The sequence below is a fragment of the Rhodococcus sp. AQ5-07 genome (genome assembly GCF_009707305.1).
Taxonomy (GTDB): Bacteria; Actinomycetota; Actinomycetes; order Mycobacteriales; family Mycobacteriaceae; genus Rhodococcus_F; species Rhodococcus_F erythropolis.
In genome coordinates this window covers 2,453,364-2,471,010 of the sequence record NZ_CP046099.1, presented here as the reverse complement: position 1 = coordinate 2,471,010, position 17,647 = coordinate 2,453,364, and the positions used below count along the sequence as shown (strand labels likewise).

Sequence of the window (17,647 nt, the reverse complement as noted above, 5' to 3'; positions counted from 1 at the left end):
GGGGCCGCCGCCTGACGACGTGCGAGAGTGTTCGGTCAGATCAGCCACGCCGCAGCGTTGACGGGCAACTGACCGTCGACGAGTGGTGCGCTGCTCAACAGCAGCTGCCCGCTCGGCAGTGCGATCGGCACCTCCGTGGTGTTGAGAGCGCAGATCAGACCGCCGCGTCGACGGAAAGCGAGGCAGCCGGGGGGACTGCCGTACCAATCGATGTCGGTGCCGGAAAACTCCGGCCTGGCGCTACGAAGTTCGAGGGCGGCGCGATACAGCGAGAGCATCGAGTCCACATCCTCGATCTGAGCCTCCACGGTGAGCGTCGACCACTCGGCCGGCATCGGCAGCCAGGTGCTCGCACCGGTGGTGAATCCGAAAGGCGGCTCGGTTCCTTCCCAGGGGAGGGGCACTCGGCAGCCGTCGCGTCCTCGCTCGGCATGTCCGGATCGTTCCCAGACCGGGTCCTGTAGTGCGTCATCGGGCAGGTCGACGTTCGGCAGGCCGAGTTCGGCTCCGTTGTAGATGAAGCTCGCGCCCGGAAGCGCCAACTCGACGAGGATCATCGCCCGTGCGCGTTGCGTTCCGATCTCGCCCCCGCCGTAGCGAGTGACTTCACGTTCGACGTCGTGATTCGACAGTGTCCACGTGGGCACACCCCCGACCTCGGCGACGGCCGCGAGGGAGTTCTCCACGGCCTCTCGGACGGACTCGGCGGAGAATTCGGTTTCTGCAAGCCGGAAGTTGAATCCGAGATGCAGTTCGTCTGGCCGGATGTATTCGCCGAACTTCTGGTTGTCCTTCACCCAGATCTCGCCGACGGTCATCGCCTCCGGGAACTCGTCCATGACCTTGCGGATGCCGCGGTGGATTTCGTGAACTGCCGGATTGTTGAACCGCGGGTCGTCGTCGGAATTGCGCATGAGCTCGTTGAGCTCCCAGTCGTGGTCCGGCAAACCGTCGGGCTTGGCCATTCCGTGGGCCACGTCGATGCGGAATCCGTCGATTCCGCGCTCGAGCCAGAAGCGCAGAGTCTTGGCGAGGTCGTCGAAGACCTCGGGGTTGTCCCAGTTCAGGTCCGGCTGTTCCTTGGCGAAGATGTGCAGGTACCACTGGCCGGGTGTTCCGTCGGCTTCGGTGACGCGGGTCCATGCCGGGCCGCCGAAGATGCTCGGCCAGTTGTTCGGCGGTTCGTTGCCTTTTTCACCTTTGCCGTCTCGGAAGATGTAGCGGGATCGCTCCGCAGAACCTGGCGCCGACGCCAGGGCTGCCTTGAACCACTCGTGCTGATCACTCGTGTGGTTCGGGACCAGGTCCATGGTGACCTTGATTCCGCGCTCGTGGGCTGACGTGATCAGCGAATCCATCGTCGCCAGATCACCGAACAGGGGATCGATGTCGCGAGGATCCGAGACGTCGTAGCCGTGGTCTGCCATCGGTGACTTCATCACCGGGCTCAACCAGATCGCGTCGATGCCGAGCAGTTCGAGGTAGCCGAGTTTCTCCTCGACTCCGCCGAGGTCGCCGATACCGTCACTGCCCGAATCGGCAAAGGAACGCGGATAGATCTGATAGAAGACCGCCTCGTTCCACCACGGGGCTTCGGGCCGGCTTACAGAGGACGAATCCGCGGGGGTGCTCACAGCAGTTCATAGTGCCAAACGTCTGGCACTCTCACGACTTGGACACGGCAAAAGCGTGACTCTTTACCTAGCCTTGGTGTACTTTGCATTCACGCGGTGACTCCATGTGGCAACTTTGGTGTTACTGCCGGGGGAGAAGTATCGAGAATTCAACTAAGGGGGCTTGGCCTTGACTTTGTCGGCAATCGAAGCGGTCAGTTTGGATCACGTACTGCTCGACGATGATCCGATCAACCGGGACTGGATAATCTTCGGCACACCGGTTGCACGGTCGGCGCAATGGTCGGCGAGTAAAGACGGGACCACGACTACGCACGTCTGGGATTGCACGAAGGGGCGCTTCCGCTGGTACTTCCATGCGGACGAAATCGTGCACATCATCGAAGGGTCGGTCACCGTTCAGGGCGACGGAATCGCGAAACGAACTCTGGGCGTCGGCGATGCCGCACTGTTCCGGGCGGGCAGCTGGTCGGAGTGGGAGGTCGAAGAGTACGTGCGCAAGCACGCAATCTTGAGTTCTCCCCTGCATCCCACGGTGTCGTTCGGGGTACGGGCAGCCCGCCGGATCGCGCGTGTGTTCAGGCCGAAGGCGAAGTAAACGGTCAGATGGCGGAGTTCACCATGGACGCAGCAGCCATCTCCATGTAGTCGATCAACTGCTTGCGGTGCACCGGGCTCAGGGTCTTCTCGTCGATGGACGCGATGGCGACGTGCATGCACCGAAGCCACGCATCACGCTCGATCGGGCCGATCACGAAAGGATTGTGGCGCATCCGCAGACGCGGGTGCCCACGCTCCTCCGAGTACGTGTGCGGCCCGCCCCAGTACTGCTCGAGGAACATCCGCATCCGCCGCTCGGCCGGGCCGAGATCCGCCTCGGGGTAGAGCGGGCGCACAACCTCGTCCTTCGCGACTTCTTCGTAGAATCGCGCGGTGAGCTTGTGAAACGTCTCGGCTCCGCCGACGGCGTCGTAGAAGGTCTGCTGCACGTCGTGCTGTACGTCATTCATGGCAAGTTCCATTGTGCCTGACGGCCGTAGTGGTCGGTTTCCGGGTCGACGACGGTTGCATCGGGTCGGAATGCGTACCCATTCACCGGAAATTCACCGGCCGTCCTGGCAATTTTGTTCGAAATGGGAGTGCGTAACGCGATCATCCGTGGTCAACTTGGGGGCAGTCTCCCGGAGGTCGTATGAAGAACCGACATGCTGCACGCAATCACCGACAACTCCAGCCCACTAGCGCGCGGAACGACCACGCGTTAGGGGCTGTTCTGGAAGTTGTTCCTGACGGGTTCGCGCACACTGCTGACCCACTCTTTTCCGAAGAGCATTCTCACCTCGAGATGTTCCCTCCCGATCGCGTTGTGCCCGAGTGGGTAAAACGTCGGGTGCTACTGCTCAACGTCACGTACGAACCGCTGACCGCCCTTCCTGCCAGGCGCGCGGTCGTACTGATGGCCTGCGGCAAGGCCGATACCGTCCACGAGGACGAACAGGGCCCGGTAGTCCATTCTGCGGACTGGTCGGTGCAGGTTCCCTCGGTCATTCGATTGCGCACCTACGTGCGCGTTCCGTATCGCGCCCGCATCCCCATGACCCGTGCCGCACTGATGCATCGTGACCACTTCCGATGTGCGTACTGCGGAGCCAAAGCCGAAACCATCGACCACGTCGTTCCTCGCAGCCGAGGTGGCGGGCATTCGTGGGAGAACTGCGTCGCGTGCTGTGCCCCCTGCAATCACCGCAAGGCCGACAAGATGCTCAGCGAACTCGGATGGACTCTCCGTGCGGAATTGGTTCCCCCGTCCGGTCCGCATTGGCGTCTGCTCGCGGCGACCAAGGAATTGCATCCGGCGTGGATGCCGTATCTCGGCGTGGGCGCAGCCTGAGCTATGTGTCGGCGTGGGCGCAGCCTGAGCTATGTGTCGGCGTGGGCGCAGCCTGAGCTATGTGTCGGCGTGGGCGCAGCCTGAGCCGCGTTCTGTCGTCACCGAAACGAAATTGCCCGAGAATTTGTGGCCCTGACGCTTTCCTTCCTGGCGTTCTGGGCTACGTTATCTGGTGTGAGCATTCTCGAGGTAGTACTGATATACGTTGGGATTCCGGCCTTGATCACCGCGTTCTTCGCGGCTGCGTCCTTCCTCGGGAAGAAGACGCCGGGACCGGTTCCGCCGGCGTTCCATCTCGGTGAGTCGTGGGATCACGCTCCCGTGCTGTGGAGTGCTGTCGACGAAGTCACCGTTCGCGGTGGCCATCACGGCAGTGCACACGCAATCGAAGCCGGTTCGGCTGATCTGATCGGAGGGTCCGCAAGTGGCAAGTGGTGATCATTCGACCGCGCTCGCAGTAGCGCCCGAGGACCTGCCCGTCGGCAGCGTCGTCACGTCCAGCGGACGCGTTTCCGGTGTGCACCGCATCGGCGAGCCGTTCACCGACGATCTTCCGTTCGAGACCATGGATCTGGTCGCGCTCGACGTCGCGATGACCGAAGCGACGCGGGCCACCAAGGTGCGATTCAACGCCTACATCGGTGATCTCGGTTCTGATCCGGCAGCGGGTGCCGACGCACTGTTCCCGACCACGCCCGAAGCCGAGCGTTCCGTGCTGATCGCCGTCTCGCCCAACCAGCGCACCGTCGAGGTACGCAGCGGGCGGGCAATCGCCGATCGGGTCACTGATCGCGTTACCCAGCTCGGAGCAACGGCAGCTGTTGCATCCTTCAGTGAAGGCAACCTGATCGACGGACTGATCAGTGCCATCCGCGTTATGGCAGCCGCAATTTCAGCGCCGTAACTGTTTGTCAGACACCGGCCGGTGCCCGCGTCGATTCGTGAGAATCGACGCGGGCACCGGCCTTTCGCATGTCAGCTCGCGTCGAACTTTCGTGCTGCGAGTGAACGAACCACACCGGCCTGGCCTTCGACGACCAGACGACGTAACGCGGGAGGGATGTCGCCTTCGAGGAATCGGTCTGCCGCCGCGACGGATTCTGCGGAGATCGACCACGCCGGGTACAGCCCGATGACGACGGTCTGTGCCACTTCGCTCGAGCGTCGTTCCCACACCGCCGCGATGTCGGCGAAGTAACGGGAGACGAAGGGTTCGAGCAATTCGTCCTGGCCTTCGCGAGCGAACCCGCCGATGATCGATCGTGCGGTGATGTTGGGCACCGAGTCGTCGCCTACGACCTTCGCCCAGACCTCTTCCTTGACCGCGGCCTGCGGACGTCCGGCTGCGGCCGCCGCGGCCTGACGAGCGCCCGCAGCGGTCGGGTCACGCTGGGCTTCGGCGTCGATGAACGGAGTTGCGGTTCCTTCGGCGTCGATCTCACCGGCAGCTGCCAGTGCCCCGACGATGCGCCAGCGCAGGTCCGTGTCGACGATCAGGCCGTCGAGCCCAACGGTGGAGGGATCGGCGTCAAGCAATTCGCGCAGTACCTCGGTGTGCCACGGGGAGAGTGCTGCACCGGTGAGTGCGTTGACGAATGCCAGCTGGTGGTCGGACCCGGCCTCTGCCTCACGTGCGAGTTCGAGCAACCGATTGGCGAAGCTCGCCGCGCCTTCGGCCTCGGCCCAGGCCGGATCTGCGTAGGAGCCGATGGCGGTTTGGGCTTGGAGCAAGAGACGTTGCACCACACCGACTTCGGTCTCCGAACTGATGCCGCGCTCGACCAGCGCGACGAAGTCGCGTGCCTTCAGTTCGGCCTGACGGGTCATTTCCCACGCCGCCGACCAGACCAGGGTGCGGGGGAGTGAGTCGGTGATGTCGCCGACCCGCTCGATCGCCGTCGCCAAAGATTCGGGATCGAGTCGCACGGAGCCGTAGGTGAGATCGTCGTCGTTGACCAACACGAGTGCACCGCGGGCGACGCCGACAAGTTCGGGGACATCCGTGCTTTCCACGGCATCGAGGTCGAGTTCGACGCGATGGCTTCGTACCAACTTGCCGTCGACGTCGTCGTAGATGCCGATGGCGATCCGGTGGATTCGCCGCTCGCCGGCGCCTGGTGCCGCACCGTCCTGCAGGACGGCGAAGCGGGTGAACTTTCCGTCTGCGTCGACATCGAAGTCGGGGCGCAGGATGTTCAAACCGGTGGTCTTGAGCCACTGTCGACCCCAGTCGGAAAGGTCACGGCCCGAGGACTTTTCGAGTGAGCCCAGCAGATCGTCGAATGTTGCGTTTCCGAATGCATGCTCACGGAAGTACTCACGCAGTCCGGCGAGGAACGGCTCGAGTCCGACGTATGCGACCAACTGCTTGAGGACGCTGGCGCCCTTCGCGTAGGTGATGCCGTCGAAGTTGACCTCGACGGCAGCCAGGTCCGGAATGTCCGCGGCAATCGGGTGCGTCGACGGCAACTGATCCTGGCGGTATGCCCACGACTTCTCGACGTTGGCGAACGTCGTCCAGGCGTTCGTGTACTCCGTGGCCTCGGTCTGGCACAGGACCGAAGCGAAGGTCGCGAACGACTCGTTGAGCCACAGGTCGTCCCACCACGCCATCGTGACGAGGTCGCCGAACCACATGTGCGCCATTTCGTGCAGCACCGTCTCGGCACGACGCTCGTACGAGTAGCGGGTCACCGTGGACCGGAAGACGTAGTCCTCGAGGAAGGTCACGGCGCCGGCATTCTCCATCGCGCCCGCATTGAATTCGGGGACGAAGAGCTGGTCGTACTTGCCGAAGGCATAGGGAACACCGAAGTTGCGGTGGTAGAAGTCGAATCCCTGCTTGGTCTCGGTGAAGAGCCGCTCCTCGTCCATGAACTCGGCCAGCGAAGCGCGGCAGAAGATTCCGAGCGGGATGTCGCCGTGCTCGTCGGAGTAGTTGTCGGTCCACTGCGCGTAGGGACCGGCGATGAGCGCCACCAGGTACGTGCTCATCTTCGGGGTGGTCAGGAAAACGTGCTTGCCGGGATCGGCGGCAAGGGTCTCGACGACCGCGGAGTTGGAGATGACCTTCCACGACGTGGGAGCGGTGACGTGGATGTCGAACGTGGCCTTCAGATCGGGCTGATCGAAGCACGCGAACATGCGCTTGGCGTCAGCCGTCTCGAACTGTGAGTAGAGGTAGACGGCGTCATCGGTCGGGTCGACGAATCGGTGCAGTCCCTCGCCGGTGTGGGAGTAGATGCAATCGGCCTCGATGACCAACTCGTTGTCGGCAGCGAGGTCGGGAAGGCTGATGCCCGTCGACTCGTCGTAGTCGGAGACGTCGAGTGCGGTGCCGTTGAGGACCGCGGAATGGACTCGGGCCGCGACGATGTCGATGAAGCTGCTTGCTCCGGCCGTAGCCGTGAACGTGACGGTGGTCTTCGAAGAGAACGTCTCCTCGCCGGGTGCGTCGTTGCCGTCGGTGAGATCGAGTTCGATCAGATAGTTCTCGACGGTCAGGATTGCTGACCGTTGCGCTGCGGTTTCGCGTGTCAGGTTCGGTGCGACCACAAAGATCTCCTCGTAGATGGTGCGGATCTATTACGTCCATCCCATCACGAAGAGAACGGCTTTACTCAAGCGGACACTTCTGCCAGCGGAATCTCCGGATCGGCCAGCCGCTCCGGATCGACAGGACGCGAAGAGGCGACCAATTCCTTGATGGCGTCACCGGCATCCCAGATGTTCACGTTCATGCCGGCGAGCACCTTGTTCGCGGAATCGAGCCAGAAGGCCAGGAACTCGCGCTTGTCGACGTCGCCGCGAGTGACGACACGGGAGTAGCCGCCGTGCGGCGCGTGACCCACGTATTCCATCCCGAGGTCGTACTGATCGGTGAAGAAATACGGCATGCGCACGTACTCGGCGGGCCGACCCAACATGGTGTCTGCGGCCGTCTCGGGTTGGTTGAGTGCGTTTGCCCAGTGCTCCACCCGAATTCGTGCATTCAGAATCGGATGCTGTGCGGCCGCGATGTCGCCTACTGCAACGACGTCGGGGTCGCTGCTCTGCAGACCGGCGTCGACGAGAACTCCGTTGTCGACGTCGATACCCGCCTCCGACGCCAACTCGGTGTTCGGCAACGCGCCGACAGCAATCAACACGGCGTCGGCCGGAATCACGGTGCCGTCGCTCAAAGTGACGCCGGCGGCGTGATCGCCGTCGACAGAGATTGCGCTGACGTCCGTGCCGGTGCGCAAGTCGACGCCGTTCTGGCGGTGCAGAGCGGCGAAGACCTCACCCATTTCCGGGCCCAGGGTCGATTCGAGCGGAAGGCCGGCATGTTCGAGCACGGTGACGTCGACGTCGAAACCGCGAGCCGACGCGGCAATTTCGAGACCGATCCAGCCGGCACCGATCACGACGAGTTTCTTGTCGGCGGCCAGGGTGCGCAGTAGCGCAGCGGCTTGATCGACTGTTCGCACGTAGTGAACGCCCTCGGCGTCGGACCCCGGGATGTCGAGGCGCCGCGAACGTGAGCCGGTGGCCAAGGCGAGCTTGTCGTAGCTGATCGTGGAACCGTCCGGAAGTGACACGGTGTGCGCAGCGGGGTCGATGGCCGTTGCCGTCGTTCCCGGACGAAGATCGATGTGATGGTCGCGGAACCACTCGCCGTCGTGGACGGTGAATTCGGGGAGTGTCTTCTTGCCTGCGAAGAACTCTTTCGACAGCGGCGGCCGCTCGTACGGAAGGTGGTCTTCTTCGCTCAATACGGTGATCTCACCGTCGAAATCTCTGTCACGCAGGGCTTCTGCGATCTTTGCGCCCGCGAGCCCGCCGCCGACGATCACGAATCTCCGGTTGGTGCTCATTACTGAACCACTCCTTCGTACTCGTTTCTTTTCGACACTACTGCGATCGGAAGGTGGTTCGGGGGAAAGCGCGGGAAGGATTGCGGGTTCATGATTGTTGGCAGAACGGGAGTATGTCCCCGAACTGACAGAACCTGACCGACATGAACTGATAGGGAGTTTCTTCGTGAGCGCAACCTCGAGTAAGACCACGGACACTGCTGACTTCTGGTTCGACCCGCTCTGCCCGTGGTGCTGGATCACCTCGCGCTGGATTCTCGAGGCCCAGCAGGTACGCGACATCGAGGCCAAGTTCCACGTGATGAGCCTTGCGGTTCTCAACGAGGGCCGCGACCTCCCCGACGAGTATCGCGAGATGATGACCAAGGCCTGGGGCCCGGTCCGCGTCGCTATCGCTGCAGCGCAGCTGAAGGGTGACGAGATCCTGCTGCCGCTGTACACGGCCATGGGTACGAAGATTCACAACGAGGGCAACAAGGACTTCGCCGACGTCATCAAGTCGTCGCTCGCCGAGGTCGGACTGCCGCCCGAACTGGCCGAGGCTGCCGACACCGACAAGTACGACGAGGCACTGCGTGAGAGCCACCACAAGGGCATGGACGCCGTCGGACCCGACGTCGGAACCCCGACGATCCATGTCAACGGCGTGGCGTTCTTCGGTCCCGTGCTGTCACGTATCCCGCGCGGCGAGGATGCAGGCAAGGTGTGGGACGGCGCCGTCGCGCTGGCCGGCTACCCGCACTTCTTCGAGCTCAAGCGGACCCGCAACGAGGATCCTCAGTTCGACTGAGCGGTAGTGAGCGCCGGATTTCGGTAGAGCTGACCGGGCCGGAAGAACAGATGCCCTGAGTGCGTGCGGTTGCGAAGCGCGGCCGCACGCCAGGTCAGCACCGGATGCGACGACAAGATGTTGACGAACCACGGGAAGAAACCGGATTCGAGTGTCGCGCGATCGGCGAGTTCGTCGAATCCGACCAGACCCACGAGATACTTTCCGGCGCCGAGGACACCCATGGCGCCCGGTGCTCCCTGTGGGCGCATGTGAAAACCGAAGTTGTCTGCCGTGTACTCCATGGAACGCGACAGCGAAGATCCGATCACCGGAATGTAGTTCGACGCGAACTGTCCCCACTGGCGCCAGTACGACGCATGCCCAGCAGCGATGTGGCCGACCTCGTGACCGATGATGAATGCGAGCGCATCGGGCTCGCGGGCCTGCCCACCGACCTCGAACAGGTCGCTGTAGACGACGACGAAACGCCGAAATCCGTGCCCTGACGCAAATGCGTTGATCCGTCCGTTCCCCAGCACGACGTAGGCATCCGGCGGAGTTTTCATGCCGAACCGTGCCGCGGCCTCGGCAACCAGCTGATACCCCTCCGGAAATTGCGAAGGCGTCATCTTGATTCCGTTGACCTGCTGCGATCCGTACAGCTGACCTCGCGCGAGGAACAGCAGGATCGGAGCCGCGAGCACCACGAGGATCCACGTCGACAGATCACCCGCAGCGATCAGAACGATCGCCACCACATAGGTGACGACTGTCGTCAGAACGGCGAGCACGAGTAGCGGGATTTCCCACGGGTGGCGAACCGCGTCACTGCCTGGTGACACACGAACGGCGGGTGCAGCGGCCTGGCCGTTGACGGGGTACATGGGCACCACGATAGGTGCGCTCGCGCGGCGATGCGTGTTCCTGAAAGTGTGACGTCGACCCGGGTGCGCCCGGCTGGTCGAGCCTGAGAGAATTGTCGCCATGCGCGTATACCTGGGTGCCGACCATGCCGGATTCGAACGTAAGAACGAGATCATCGAACACCTCAAAGCGAACGGCCACGAGGCCATCGACTGTGGTGCTCACGAGTACGACGCCGTGGACGACTACCCGGCATTCTGCATCGAAGCCGCAAAGCGCGTCGTTGCCGACGAGGGCAGCCTGGGAATCGTCCTGGGTGGCAGTGGCAACGGTGAGCAGATCGCCGCGAACAAGGTTCCCGGCGCACGGTGCGCTCTCGCTTGGAGCGTCGAAACGGCGAAGCTGGCCCGCGAGCACAACAACGCTCAGCTGATCGGCATCGGTGGACGTATGCATTCCCTCGAGGAATCACTCGCCATCGTCGACGCTTTCCTCGCCACCGCATGGTCGGGTGAAGAGCGTCATCAGCGTCGTATCGACATCTTGTCCGAGTACGAGAAGACCGGCGTCGCACCGGCTCTGCCGCAAGCCTGATCCGAAAGTTGTTCCGTGCCTGAAGGTCATACCCTGCATCGACTGGCACGGTTGCATGCCCGCAAGTTCGTCGGTTCACCGGTCCGCGTCCTCAGCCCGCAAGGCAGATTCGCCGAGGACGCGCGTCTGGTGGACGGACACGTACTCACGTCCTCGGATGCCTGGGGGAAGCACCTCTGGCACACCTATGACAACGGATTGACAGTTCACGTACACCTCGGGCTGTACGGAAAGTTCACCGACTCCGCCCTGCCGATGGAAGAACCGGTAGGCCAGGTCCGGATGCGAATGGTCGGTGCCGATTTCGGCACCGACCTTCGTGGTCCCACCGCCTGCGAAGTCATGCTGCCGCCTCAGGTTGCCGCGATCGAGGCCAGACTCGGGCCGGACCCACTGCGCCGAGGCGCGGATCCACACCAGGCATGGGTGCGAATCTCCAAGTCCAAGAAGGCGATCGGCGCGCTGCTCATGGATCAAGCGGTCCTGGCGGGTGTCGGCAACGTCTATCGCGCCGAACTTCTCTTTCGTCACGGAATCAGCCCTGAACGACCGGGGAATCTCATCTCTCACGACGAATGGACTGCCATGTGGGCAGATCTTGTCGAATTGATGAAGGTTGGTGTCAGGCGCGGGAAGATGCACGTCGTTCGCGCCGAGCACGACAACGGTGATCCGGCGTACGCGAAGGATCGTCCGCGGACTTACGTTTACCGAAGAGCAGGATCGCCGTGCCGCGTGTGCGGCACACCGATCCTGCATTCCGTCATGGAGGCGCGAAACCTGTTCTGGTGCCCGGTGTGCCAGTCGGTTTAGAAGTCGAAGCCGCCGAAGTCTCCGCCGCCGAAATCGCCGCCTCCGAAGTCCCCGTAGTCGCTGCCTCCACCGTCTGCGGTGAAATCGGTGTTGTCGACACTTCCTTGTTCCGCGCCGGAGTCACCGGCGTCCATACCCTGATCTCCCGAGTCGCCGGCTCCCGTATCGCCACCCTGCGCGAAAGCTTCTGCGCCGTAAGGAACCCCGGCCATGCCGGAGAACATGGTCGAGAACAGCATCATCGAACCCAGACCCCAGGCGCCGGCGACGAGGGCAGGCTTCCACCAGGGTTCGGAATACCAGCCGGCCGGGACCGGGCGTCCGGCGACTCGGCCACCGGGGTAGTAGTTGGGTGTGTGCGACGACGGATTGGGTGATGCCGCGACCTTGCGGCCCTCGAATTCGACCTCACGGTCTTCGGTGACCGAACCCGCAGCCTTCTGTCCGTCGATGGAAGGAACTTCCGGTCCCGGATCCATGCCCATTGCCACCCGCGCCGCGCGGATGTAGTAAAGCCCTTCCAGCGCAGTCTGTTTCGCGAGACGTGCCTGCGCCGGCGTTGCGGCCTGATCGATCTGCGAGCCTGCGGCGTTGTACCGTTCGGCCGCGTCGGCGAGGGCTTGGCGCGACGCGTCGTCACTGCCGGTCAGGTTGTAGACCTGACCGCCGAGGCGTTCGATCGCCTGCCTGGCATCGGCTTTCGCGTCGTCGAGTTGTGTTGCGCTGTGGCCGGAACCGCGTTGCTGGCTTTTCATGACCAGAAATACGACTACGGCCAGAACGACGAGTATGAGAAGAATCGTGGTCACGAGTGGCCTCCCGAGCAGAATCGATCCGGACAACTCCAGGATACGGACCACAGGGGAGTGGCCTGAGTGCACAAAGTCTGAACACAAAAAATCCGCACCGGCCAGGCCGATGCGGATTTTTGTGGAGTTTCCCTCCTCATGGAGGGGATGACGGGAATCGAACCCGCGTGATCAGTTTGGAAGACTGAGGCTCTACCATTGAGCTACATCCCCGTGCATACGACAACTCGGGATCGCCGTGTTCGTCGTCTGCGATACGAAACTGTACCCAATGCCCCACCGGATTTCATAATCGGGGGGTTGGAGAAGTTCGATACCGTCGTTCACCTGGGGAATTGCCGAAATGCCCGGCGAGTCGGGGTGTCTTGCCTTGCGGCCCGGCTTCTAATTCCGGCTGTCATCACGTTTCGTTCAGCCAAGGCTGTATGTGGCGGCGGTCGGATGACATACTGACGGGGTCGGACAGGCGGGCCGTGTACAAACGACGGTCGGGTTCGTGAGAGAGTAGTGAGCGCGATAGGGTTGTGCGCGGTCACCGATGGTGGCTGCCTTTGTGGCCCGCTGTCTTTGTGGCCTCGGATGGCCGTATCGTGTGTTTCATGTGATCGGAAACGGGATGTAGCGCAGCTTGGTAGCGCATCCGCTTTGGGAGCGGAGGGTCGCAGGTTCAAATCCTGTCATCCCGACAAGTACGTACATGGCACTTCACCTCCAGTAAGTCCGGGAGTGAAGTGCCGCGCCAGACAGCAGTACCGAACACCCGCAGTACCGAACACACAGCAGTACCGATTCAACACAAGTTGTGAGCAAGACCAGACGAAGGAGCGAAGTTTCGTGAAGAGCACCGTCGAGCAGCTCAGCCCGACGCGAGTCCGTATCAACGTTGAGGTGCCCTTCGCGGAACTCAAGTCTGATTTCGACAAGGCCTACAAGGCCCTCGCGCAGCAGATTCGTCTCCCCGGCTTCCGTCCCGGCAAGGCTCCGGCTCGCCTCCTCGAAGCACGTGTCGGTCGCGGCGCTGTGCTCGAGCAGGTCGTCAACGACGCTCTGCCGTCGCGTTACTCCGAGGCTGTCACCAGCGCCGGCGTGAAGGCCATCGGCCAGCCCGAGATCGAGGTCACCAAGATCGAAGACGGCGAGCTCCTCGAGTTCACCGCCGAGGTCGACGTGCGCCCCGAGATCGAGCTCCCTGACTTCAGCTCCATCAACGTCGAGGTCGATCCGATCGAGATCACCGACGAAGCCATCGAAGAGCAGTTGCTTTCGCTGCGTCAGCGTTTCGGCACCCTCACCGGCGTCGACCGCGCAGTCGAGGACGGCGACTTCGTCTCCATCGACCTGTCGGCCACCGTCGACGGCGAGAACGTTGCCGAGGCAACCGCTAGCGGACTGTCGCACGAGGTCGGATCGGGCCAGCTCATCGAGGGCCTCGACGAAGCCATCATCGGCCTCAAGGCGGGGGAGTCCAAGGACTTCACGTCGACGCTGGTCGCCGGCGAGTACGCGGGCAAGGAAGCTGTTGTCACCGTGACCGTGCAGACGGTCAAGGAGCGCGAGCTTCCGGCTGAGGACGACGAGTTCGCTCAGCTCGCCAGCGAGTTCGACACCCTGGAAGAACTGAAGGCTGACCTCCGCGAGCGCGTCGCACGCGTCCGCAAGGTCGAGCAGGCCGGTCAGATCCGCGACAAGGTTCTCGAGCAGCTGCTCGAGACCGTCGAGGTTCCGTTGCCGGAAGCCGTCGTCAAGGCTGAGGTCGATGCTGCACTGCACGACGCCGTTCACGGTCTCGATCACGACGAAGAGGCACTGAACAAGCTCCTCGAAGAGCAGGGCAGCAGCCGCGAAGAGTTCGACAAGGATGCCCAGGAAGCCGCTCAGCGCTCCGTCAAGACGCAGCTCTTGCTCGACTCGATCGCCGATGCGGGCAACGTCACCGTCGGTCAGGACGAGCTCACCGAGCGCATCCTGTTCCAGGCGCAGCGTTACGGCATGGCTCCTGAGCAGTTCATCCAGCAGATCCAGCAGGCCAACCAGCTCGGCGCCGTCTTCGCAGACGTCCGTCGTGGCAAGGCTCTCGCGTCCGTCGTCGAGTCGGCCGGTGTCAAGGACACCTCCGGCGCCGTTGTCGACACCGCTGAACTGTTCGGCAGCAGCGAGGACGAAACCGAAGCGGATGCGTCTGATTCCGCCGAGAGCGAAGACAAGTAAAAACGCAGGCGGACGGGTGTTTTCACCACGATCGACTGCACCGAGTTTTCCGCTTTGAGCGAAGTAGGGCGGCACCGGGACTCCGGTGCCGCCCTACTTCGTTACTGTCTGTGTCAGTAGAAGTGTTTCGCATAGACGATCCACCGCACAAGTAGATCCACATAGAAGGCAGGTACCGTGACTTCCAATCACCTGGAGACTTTGCAGAGTCCCGCCATGACTTCAGCGACCGCTGGGTTGAACCTCAGCGACTCGGTGTACGAGCGCTTGCTGCGAGAGCGCATCATTTTCCTCGGTACCCAGGTCGACGACGACATCGCCAACAAGCTGTGCGCGCAGATCCTGCTGCTCTCGGCCGAGGACCCGACGCGAGACATCTCGCTCTACATCAACTCGCCCGGTGGATCTGTCACCGCAGGTATGGCGATCTTCGACACGATGCAGTTCGCCGAGTGCGACATCGCCACCTTCGGTATGGGCCTTGCGGCGTCGATGGGTCAGTTCCTGCTCTCGGCAGGCACCAAGGGCAAGCGTTACGCACTGCCTCACGCCCGCATCATGATGCACCAGCCGTCCGCCGGTATCGGTGGTTCCGCCAGTGACATCGCGATCATGGCCGAGCAGTTCAAGCACACCAAGCGCGAAATGGCCGAGCTGATCGCTCAGCACACCGGCCAGACGGTCGAGCAGATCACCGCGGACTCCGACCGTGACCGTTGGTTCACGGCGAAGGAAGCTCTCGAGTACGGCTTCGTCGACCACGTCGTCTCCCGTGCGAATCAGGCCGGCGGCACCGGCAACTGAGCCGGTTCGTCCATCCTCTCGCTGCCCAATTCATACTTTGGAGAACTGATGACCAATCTTTTCGGAGCTAACTCGCTGGGCGGCCAGGCGCCGTCGGGCCCCCAATCGCGTTACATCCTGCCCCAGTTCACGGAGCAGACCAGCTACGGCGTCAAGACGTCCGACCCGTACAACAAGCTGTTCGAGGAGCGCATCATCTTCCTCGGCTCGCAGGTCGACGACGTCTCCGCCAACGACCTCATGGCACAGTTGCTGGTTCTCGAATCGCAGGATCCGGACCGCGACATCACCATGTACATCAACTCGCCCGGTGGTTCGTTCACCGCGCTGATGGCGATCTACGACACGATGCAGTACGTCCGTGCCGACATCTCCACCGTCTGCCTCGGTCAGGCTGCTTCGGCAGCTGCTGTGCTTCTCGCCGGTGGTACGCCGGGCAAGCGCTTCGCGCTCCCCAACTCGCGCATTCTGATTCACCAGCCGGCCACGGGCGGCATCCAGGGTCAGGTTTCCGATCTGGAGATCCAGGCTGCGGAAATCGAGCGTATGCGTCGACTCATGGAGAGCACGCTGTCGCTGCACACTGGCAAGGATCCGGAGACCATCCGCGTCGACACCGATCGCGACAAGATCCTCACGGCCGAGCAGGCCAAGGAGTACGGCATCATCGACGACGTGCTGGCTTACCGGAAGCTCAGCGCACAGAAGTAGTCGATTTCCGCCTCGTGTCGAGGATCTGTATTCCGATTCCCGACACGAGGCGGACACGTCGAGAAGTGCCTGGTGGAGCGCTCGCCAGGCTGAGATCTCGACTCTTTTCTTTTTTATCCGCAGGCGAAACGCCGAGAACAGGTCGACCCCGTTCGGGATCTGCGGGTACCGTCACTTCACGGGCTGGTTCTCGACCGGCGTTCTGCGATTGTTCGACCAGATTTGTTCGATCGGTTTGTTGATCAGTTTGTCTGATCCGACAACTTCTGATCTGACAACTTCTGATCTGATACCGAGTACTGCGGAGCGTCTCGACCGATCGAGTGGCGGCGAGTGCACGTACATGATGGAAAGTAGGGACCTCACGAGATGGCACGCATCGGCGACGGCGGGGATCTGCTCAAGTGCTCTTTCTGCGGCAAGAGTCAGAAGCAGGTCAAAAAGCTCATTGCAGGACCCGGGGTGTACATCTGCGACGAGTGCATCGACCTCTGCAACGAGATCATCGAAGAGGAATTGGCCGAGTCGAGCGAGGTCAAGCTCGACGAGCTTCCCAAGCCTGCGGAGATCCGAGAATTCCTCGAGAACTACGTCATCGGTCAGGATTCCGCCAAGCGGACGCTGGCCGTGGCCGTCTACAACCACTACAAGCGCATTCAGGCCGGAGACAAGGGCCGTGATGCGCGGGGTGAGACGGTTGAGCTCGCAAAATCCAACATCTTGATGCTCGGCCCCACCGGCTGTGGCAAGACGTACCTCGCTCAGACTCTCGCGAAGATGCTCAACGTCCCGTTCGCCATCGCCGATGCGACGGCGTTGACCGAGGCCGGCTACGTCGGTGAGGACGTCGAGAACATTCTGCTCAAGCTGATTCAGGCTGCCGACTACGACGTCAAGCGCGCCGAGACCGGAATCATCTACATCGACGAGGTCGACAAGATCGCTCGCAAGAGCGAGAACCCGTCGATCACGCGTGACGTCTCCGGCGAAGGTGTTCAGCAGGCGTTGCTGAAGATCCTCGAAGGTACGCAGGCGAGCGTCCCGCCGCAGGGTGGTCGCAAGCATCCGCACCAGGAATTCATTCAGATCGACACCACGAACGTGCTGTTCATCGTCGCGGGCGCTTTCGCTGGTCTCGAGCGGATCGTCTCCGATCGTGTCGGCAAGCGCGGTATCGGTTTCGGCGCCGAGGTTCGGTCGAAGGCCGAACTGGATACGGTCGATCGTTTCGCCGAGGTCATGCCGGAGGATTTGATCAAGTTCGGTCTGATTCCCGAGTTCATCGGCCGTTTGCCGATGATCGCGTCGGTGACCAACCTCGACAAGGAATCGCTCGTTCAGATCTTGTCGGAGCCCAAGAACGCTCTCGTCAAGCAGTACCGTCGTCTCTTCGACATGGACGGCGTCGAACTCGAGTTCACCGAAGAAGCGCTCGACGCTATTGCCGATCAGGCGATCTTGCGTGGAACCGGCGCTCGTGGCCTGCGCGCCATCATGGAAGAGGTTCTTCTTCCGGTGATGTACGACATCCCCAGCCGTGACGACGTCGAAAAGGTGGTCGTCACCGCGGAGACCGTCAACGACAACGTACTTCCGACCATCGTTCCGCGTAAGCCGGAGCGTGGCGAGCGTCGCGACAAGACGGCGTAGAAACTTCAAAACGACTGTGGCCCGGTATCTCTCGCGAGATG

The 17,647-nt window shown here is 62.3% G+C and carries 17 protein-coding genes and 2 tRNA genes; 12 read left to right on the top strand and 7 right to left on the bottom strand.

Going from position 1 to position 17,647, the window contains the following annotated elements:
• Positions 1-35 precede the first annotated feature (35 nt).
• Positions 36-1,634: a glycoside hydrolase family 13 protein gene (locus GJB56_RS11335; protein ID WP_020970005.1), complete on the bottom strand. Its 1,599-nt coding sequence runs from the start codon at positions 1,632-1,634 to the stop codon at positions 36-38.
• 169 nt (positions 1,635-1,803) lie between these two features.
• Between GJB56_RS11335 and GJB56_RS11330 the strand changes: the two genes are divergently transcribed.
• A complete protein-coding gene (locus GJB56_RS11330; RefSeq protein ID WP_024487625.1) occupies positions 1,804-2,232 on the top strand; it encodes a cupin domain-containing protein in 429 nt (142 codons plus the stop codon).
• Positions 2,233-2,236: 4 nt separating this feature from the next.
• Here GJB56_RS11330 and GJB56_RS11325 read toward each other — a convergent pair whose 3' ends face one another.
• Entirely contained in the window at positions 2,237-2,644 is a 408-nt protein-coding gene (locus GJB56_RS11325) for a globin (RefSeq protein ID WP_003944464.1), read from the bottom strand.
• 182 nt (positions 2,645-2,826) lie between these two features.
• Between GJB56_RS11325 and GJB56_RS11320 the strand changes: the two genes are divergently transcribed.
• The 3 genes from GJB56_RS11320 to GJB56_RS11310 all read left to right on the top strand — a co-directional run bounded on the left by GJB56_RS11320 (position 2,827) and on the right by GJB56_RS11310 (position 4,429).
• Entirely contained in the window at positions 2,827-3,525 is a 699-nt protein-coding gene (locus GJB56_RS11320; protein WP_020908239.1) for an HNH endonuclease, read from the top strand.
• Between the two features lie 174 nt (positions 3,526-3,699).
• Entirely contained in the window at positions 3,700-3,963 is a 264-nt protein-coding gene (ctaJ, locus tag GJB56_RS11315; protein WP_007730943.1) for an aa3-type cytochrome oxidase subunit CtaJ, read from the top strand.
• Entirely contained in the window at positions 3,950-4,429 is a 480-nt protein-coding gene (locus GJB56_RS11310; RefSeq protein ID WP_019749092.1) for a DUF5130 domain-containing protein, read from the top strand. The genes ctaJ and GJB56_RS11310 overlap by 14 nt, the downstream gene beginning before the upstream one ends.
• A gap of 71 nt (positions 4,430-4,500) precedes the next feature.
• Here GJB56_RS11310 and pepN read toward each other — a convergent pair whose 3' ends face one another.
• Together pepN and GJB56_RS11300 are read right to left on the bottom strand one after the other, a co-directional pair.
• A complete protein-coding gene (gene pepN / locus GJB56_RS11305; protein WP_113683748.1) occupies positions 4,501-7,080 on the bottom strand; it encodes an aminopeptidase N in 2,580 nt (859 codons plus the stop codon).
• Between the two features lie 65 nt (positions 7,081-7,145).
• Entirely contained in the window at positions 7,146-8,381 is a 1,236-nt protein-coding gene (locus tag GJB56_RS11300; RefSeq protein WP_020908238.1) for an NAD(P)/FAD-dependent oxidoreductase, read from the bottom strand.
• 166 nt (positions 8,382-8,547) lie between these two features.
• Here GJB56_RS11300 and GJB56_RS11295 point away from each other — a divergent pair, with 166 nt between their 5' ends.
• The gene (locus tag GJB56_RS11295) at positions 8,548-9,171 is read left to right on the top strand and encodes a DsbA family oxidoreductase (RefSeq protein WP_003944541.1); all 624 of its coding nucleotides are present in this window, start codon (positions 8,548-8,550) and stop codon (positions 9,169-9,171) included.
• Here GJB56_RS11295 and GJB56_RS11290 read toward each other — a convergent pair.
• Complete coding sequence (locus tag GJB56_RS11290; protein WP_021333424.1) at positions 9,159-10,037, bottom strand: M48 family metallopeptidase; 879 nt, start codon at positions 10,035-10,037, stop codon at positions 9,159-9,161. The two genes, GJB56_RS11295 and GJB56_RS11290, sit on opposite strands and share 13 nt — an antisense overlap.
• 100 nt (positions 10,038-10,137) lie before the next feature.
• On the opposite strand from GJB56_RS11290, the gene GJB56_RS11285 reads away from it, so the two are divergent.
• Positions 10,138-10,611 carry a ribose-5-phosphate isomerase gene (locus GJB56_RS11285; protein WP_003944571.1) on the top strand — a complete coding sequence of 158 codons (474 nt, stop codon included), beginning with the start codon at positions 10,138-10,140 and terminating at the stop codon, positions 10,609-10,611.
• A gap of 15 nt (positions 10,612-10,626) precedes the next feature.
• On the top strand, positions 10,627-11,424 hold the full coding sequence (locus GJB56_RS11280; protein ID WP_113683747.1) for an Fpg/Nei family DNA glycosylase: 798 nt from the start codon (positions 10,627-10,629) through the stop codon (positions 11,422-11,424).
• Here GJB56_RS11280 and GJB56_RS11275 read toward each other — a convergent pair.
• On the bottom strand, positions 11,421-12,179 hold the full coding sequence (locus GJB56_RS11275; protein WP_113683763.1) for a GA module-containing protein: 759 nt from the start codon (positions 12,177-12,179) through the stop codon (positions 11,421-11,423). The two genes, GJB56_RS11280 and GJB56_RS11275, sit on opposite strands and share 4 nt — an antisense overlap.
• A 193-nt stretch (positions 12,180-12,372) precedes the next feature.
• Positions 12,373-12,446, bottom strand: a tRNA-Gly gene (locus GJB56_RS11270).
• A gap of 399 nt (positions 12,447-12,845) precedes the next feature.
• Between GJB56_RS11270 and GJB56_RS11265 the strand changes: the two genes are divergently transcribed.
• From GJB56_RS11265 to clpX, 5 genes are all read left to right on the top strand, one after another.
• Positions 12,846-12,919: transfer RNA gene (locus tag GJB56_RS11265), tRNA-Pro, on the top strand.
• Positions 12,920-13,067: 148 nt separating this feature from the next.
• A complete protein-coding gene (gene tig, locus GJB56_RS11260) occupies positions 13,068-14,441 on the top strand; it encodes a trigger factor (protein WP_162793430.1) in 1,374 nt (457 codons plus the stop codon).
• Positions 14,442-14,657: 216 nt separating this feature from the next.
• Entirely contained in the window at positions 14,658-15,245 is a 588-nt protein-coding gene (locus tag GJB56_RS11255; protein ID WP_007730960.1) for an ATP-dependent Clp protease proteolytic subunit, read from the top strand.
• 48 nt (positions 15,246-15,293) lie between these two features.
• Entirely contained in the window at positions 15,294-15,956 is a 663-nt protein-coding gene (locus tag GJB56_RS11250) for an ATP-dependent Clp protease proteolytic subunit (RefSeq protein ID WP_003944539.1), read from the top strand.
• A gap of 369 nt (positions 15,957-16,325) precedes the next feature.
• The gene (gene clpX / locus GJB56_RS11245; RefSeq protein ID WP_003944582.1) at positions 16,326-17,606 is read left to right on the top strand and encodes an ATP-dependent Clp protease ATP-binding subunit ClpX; all 1,281 of its coding nucleotides are present in this window, start codon (positions 16,326-16,328) and stop codon (positions 17,604-17,606) included.
• Positions 17,607-17,647 lie beyond the last annotated feature (41 nt).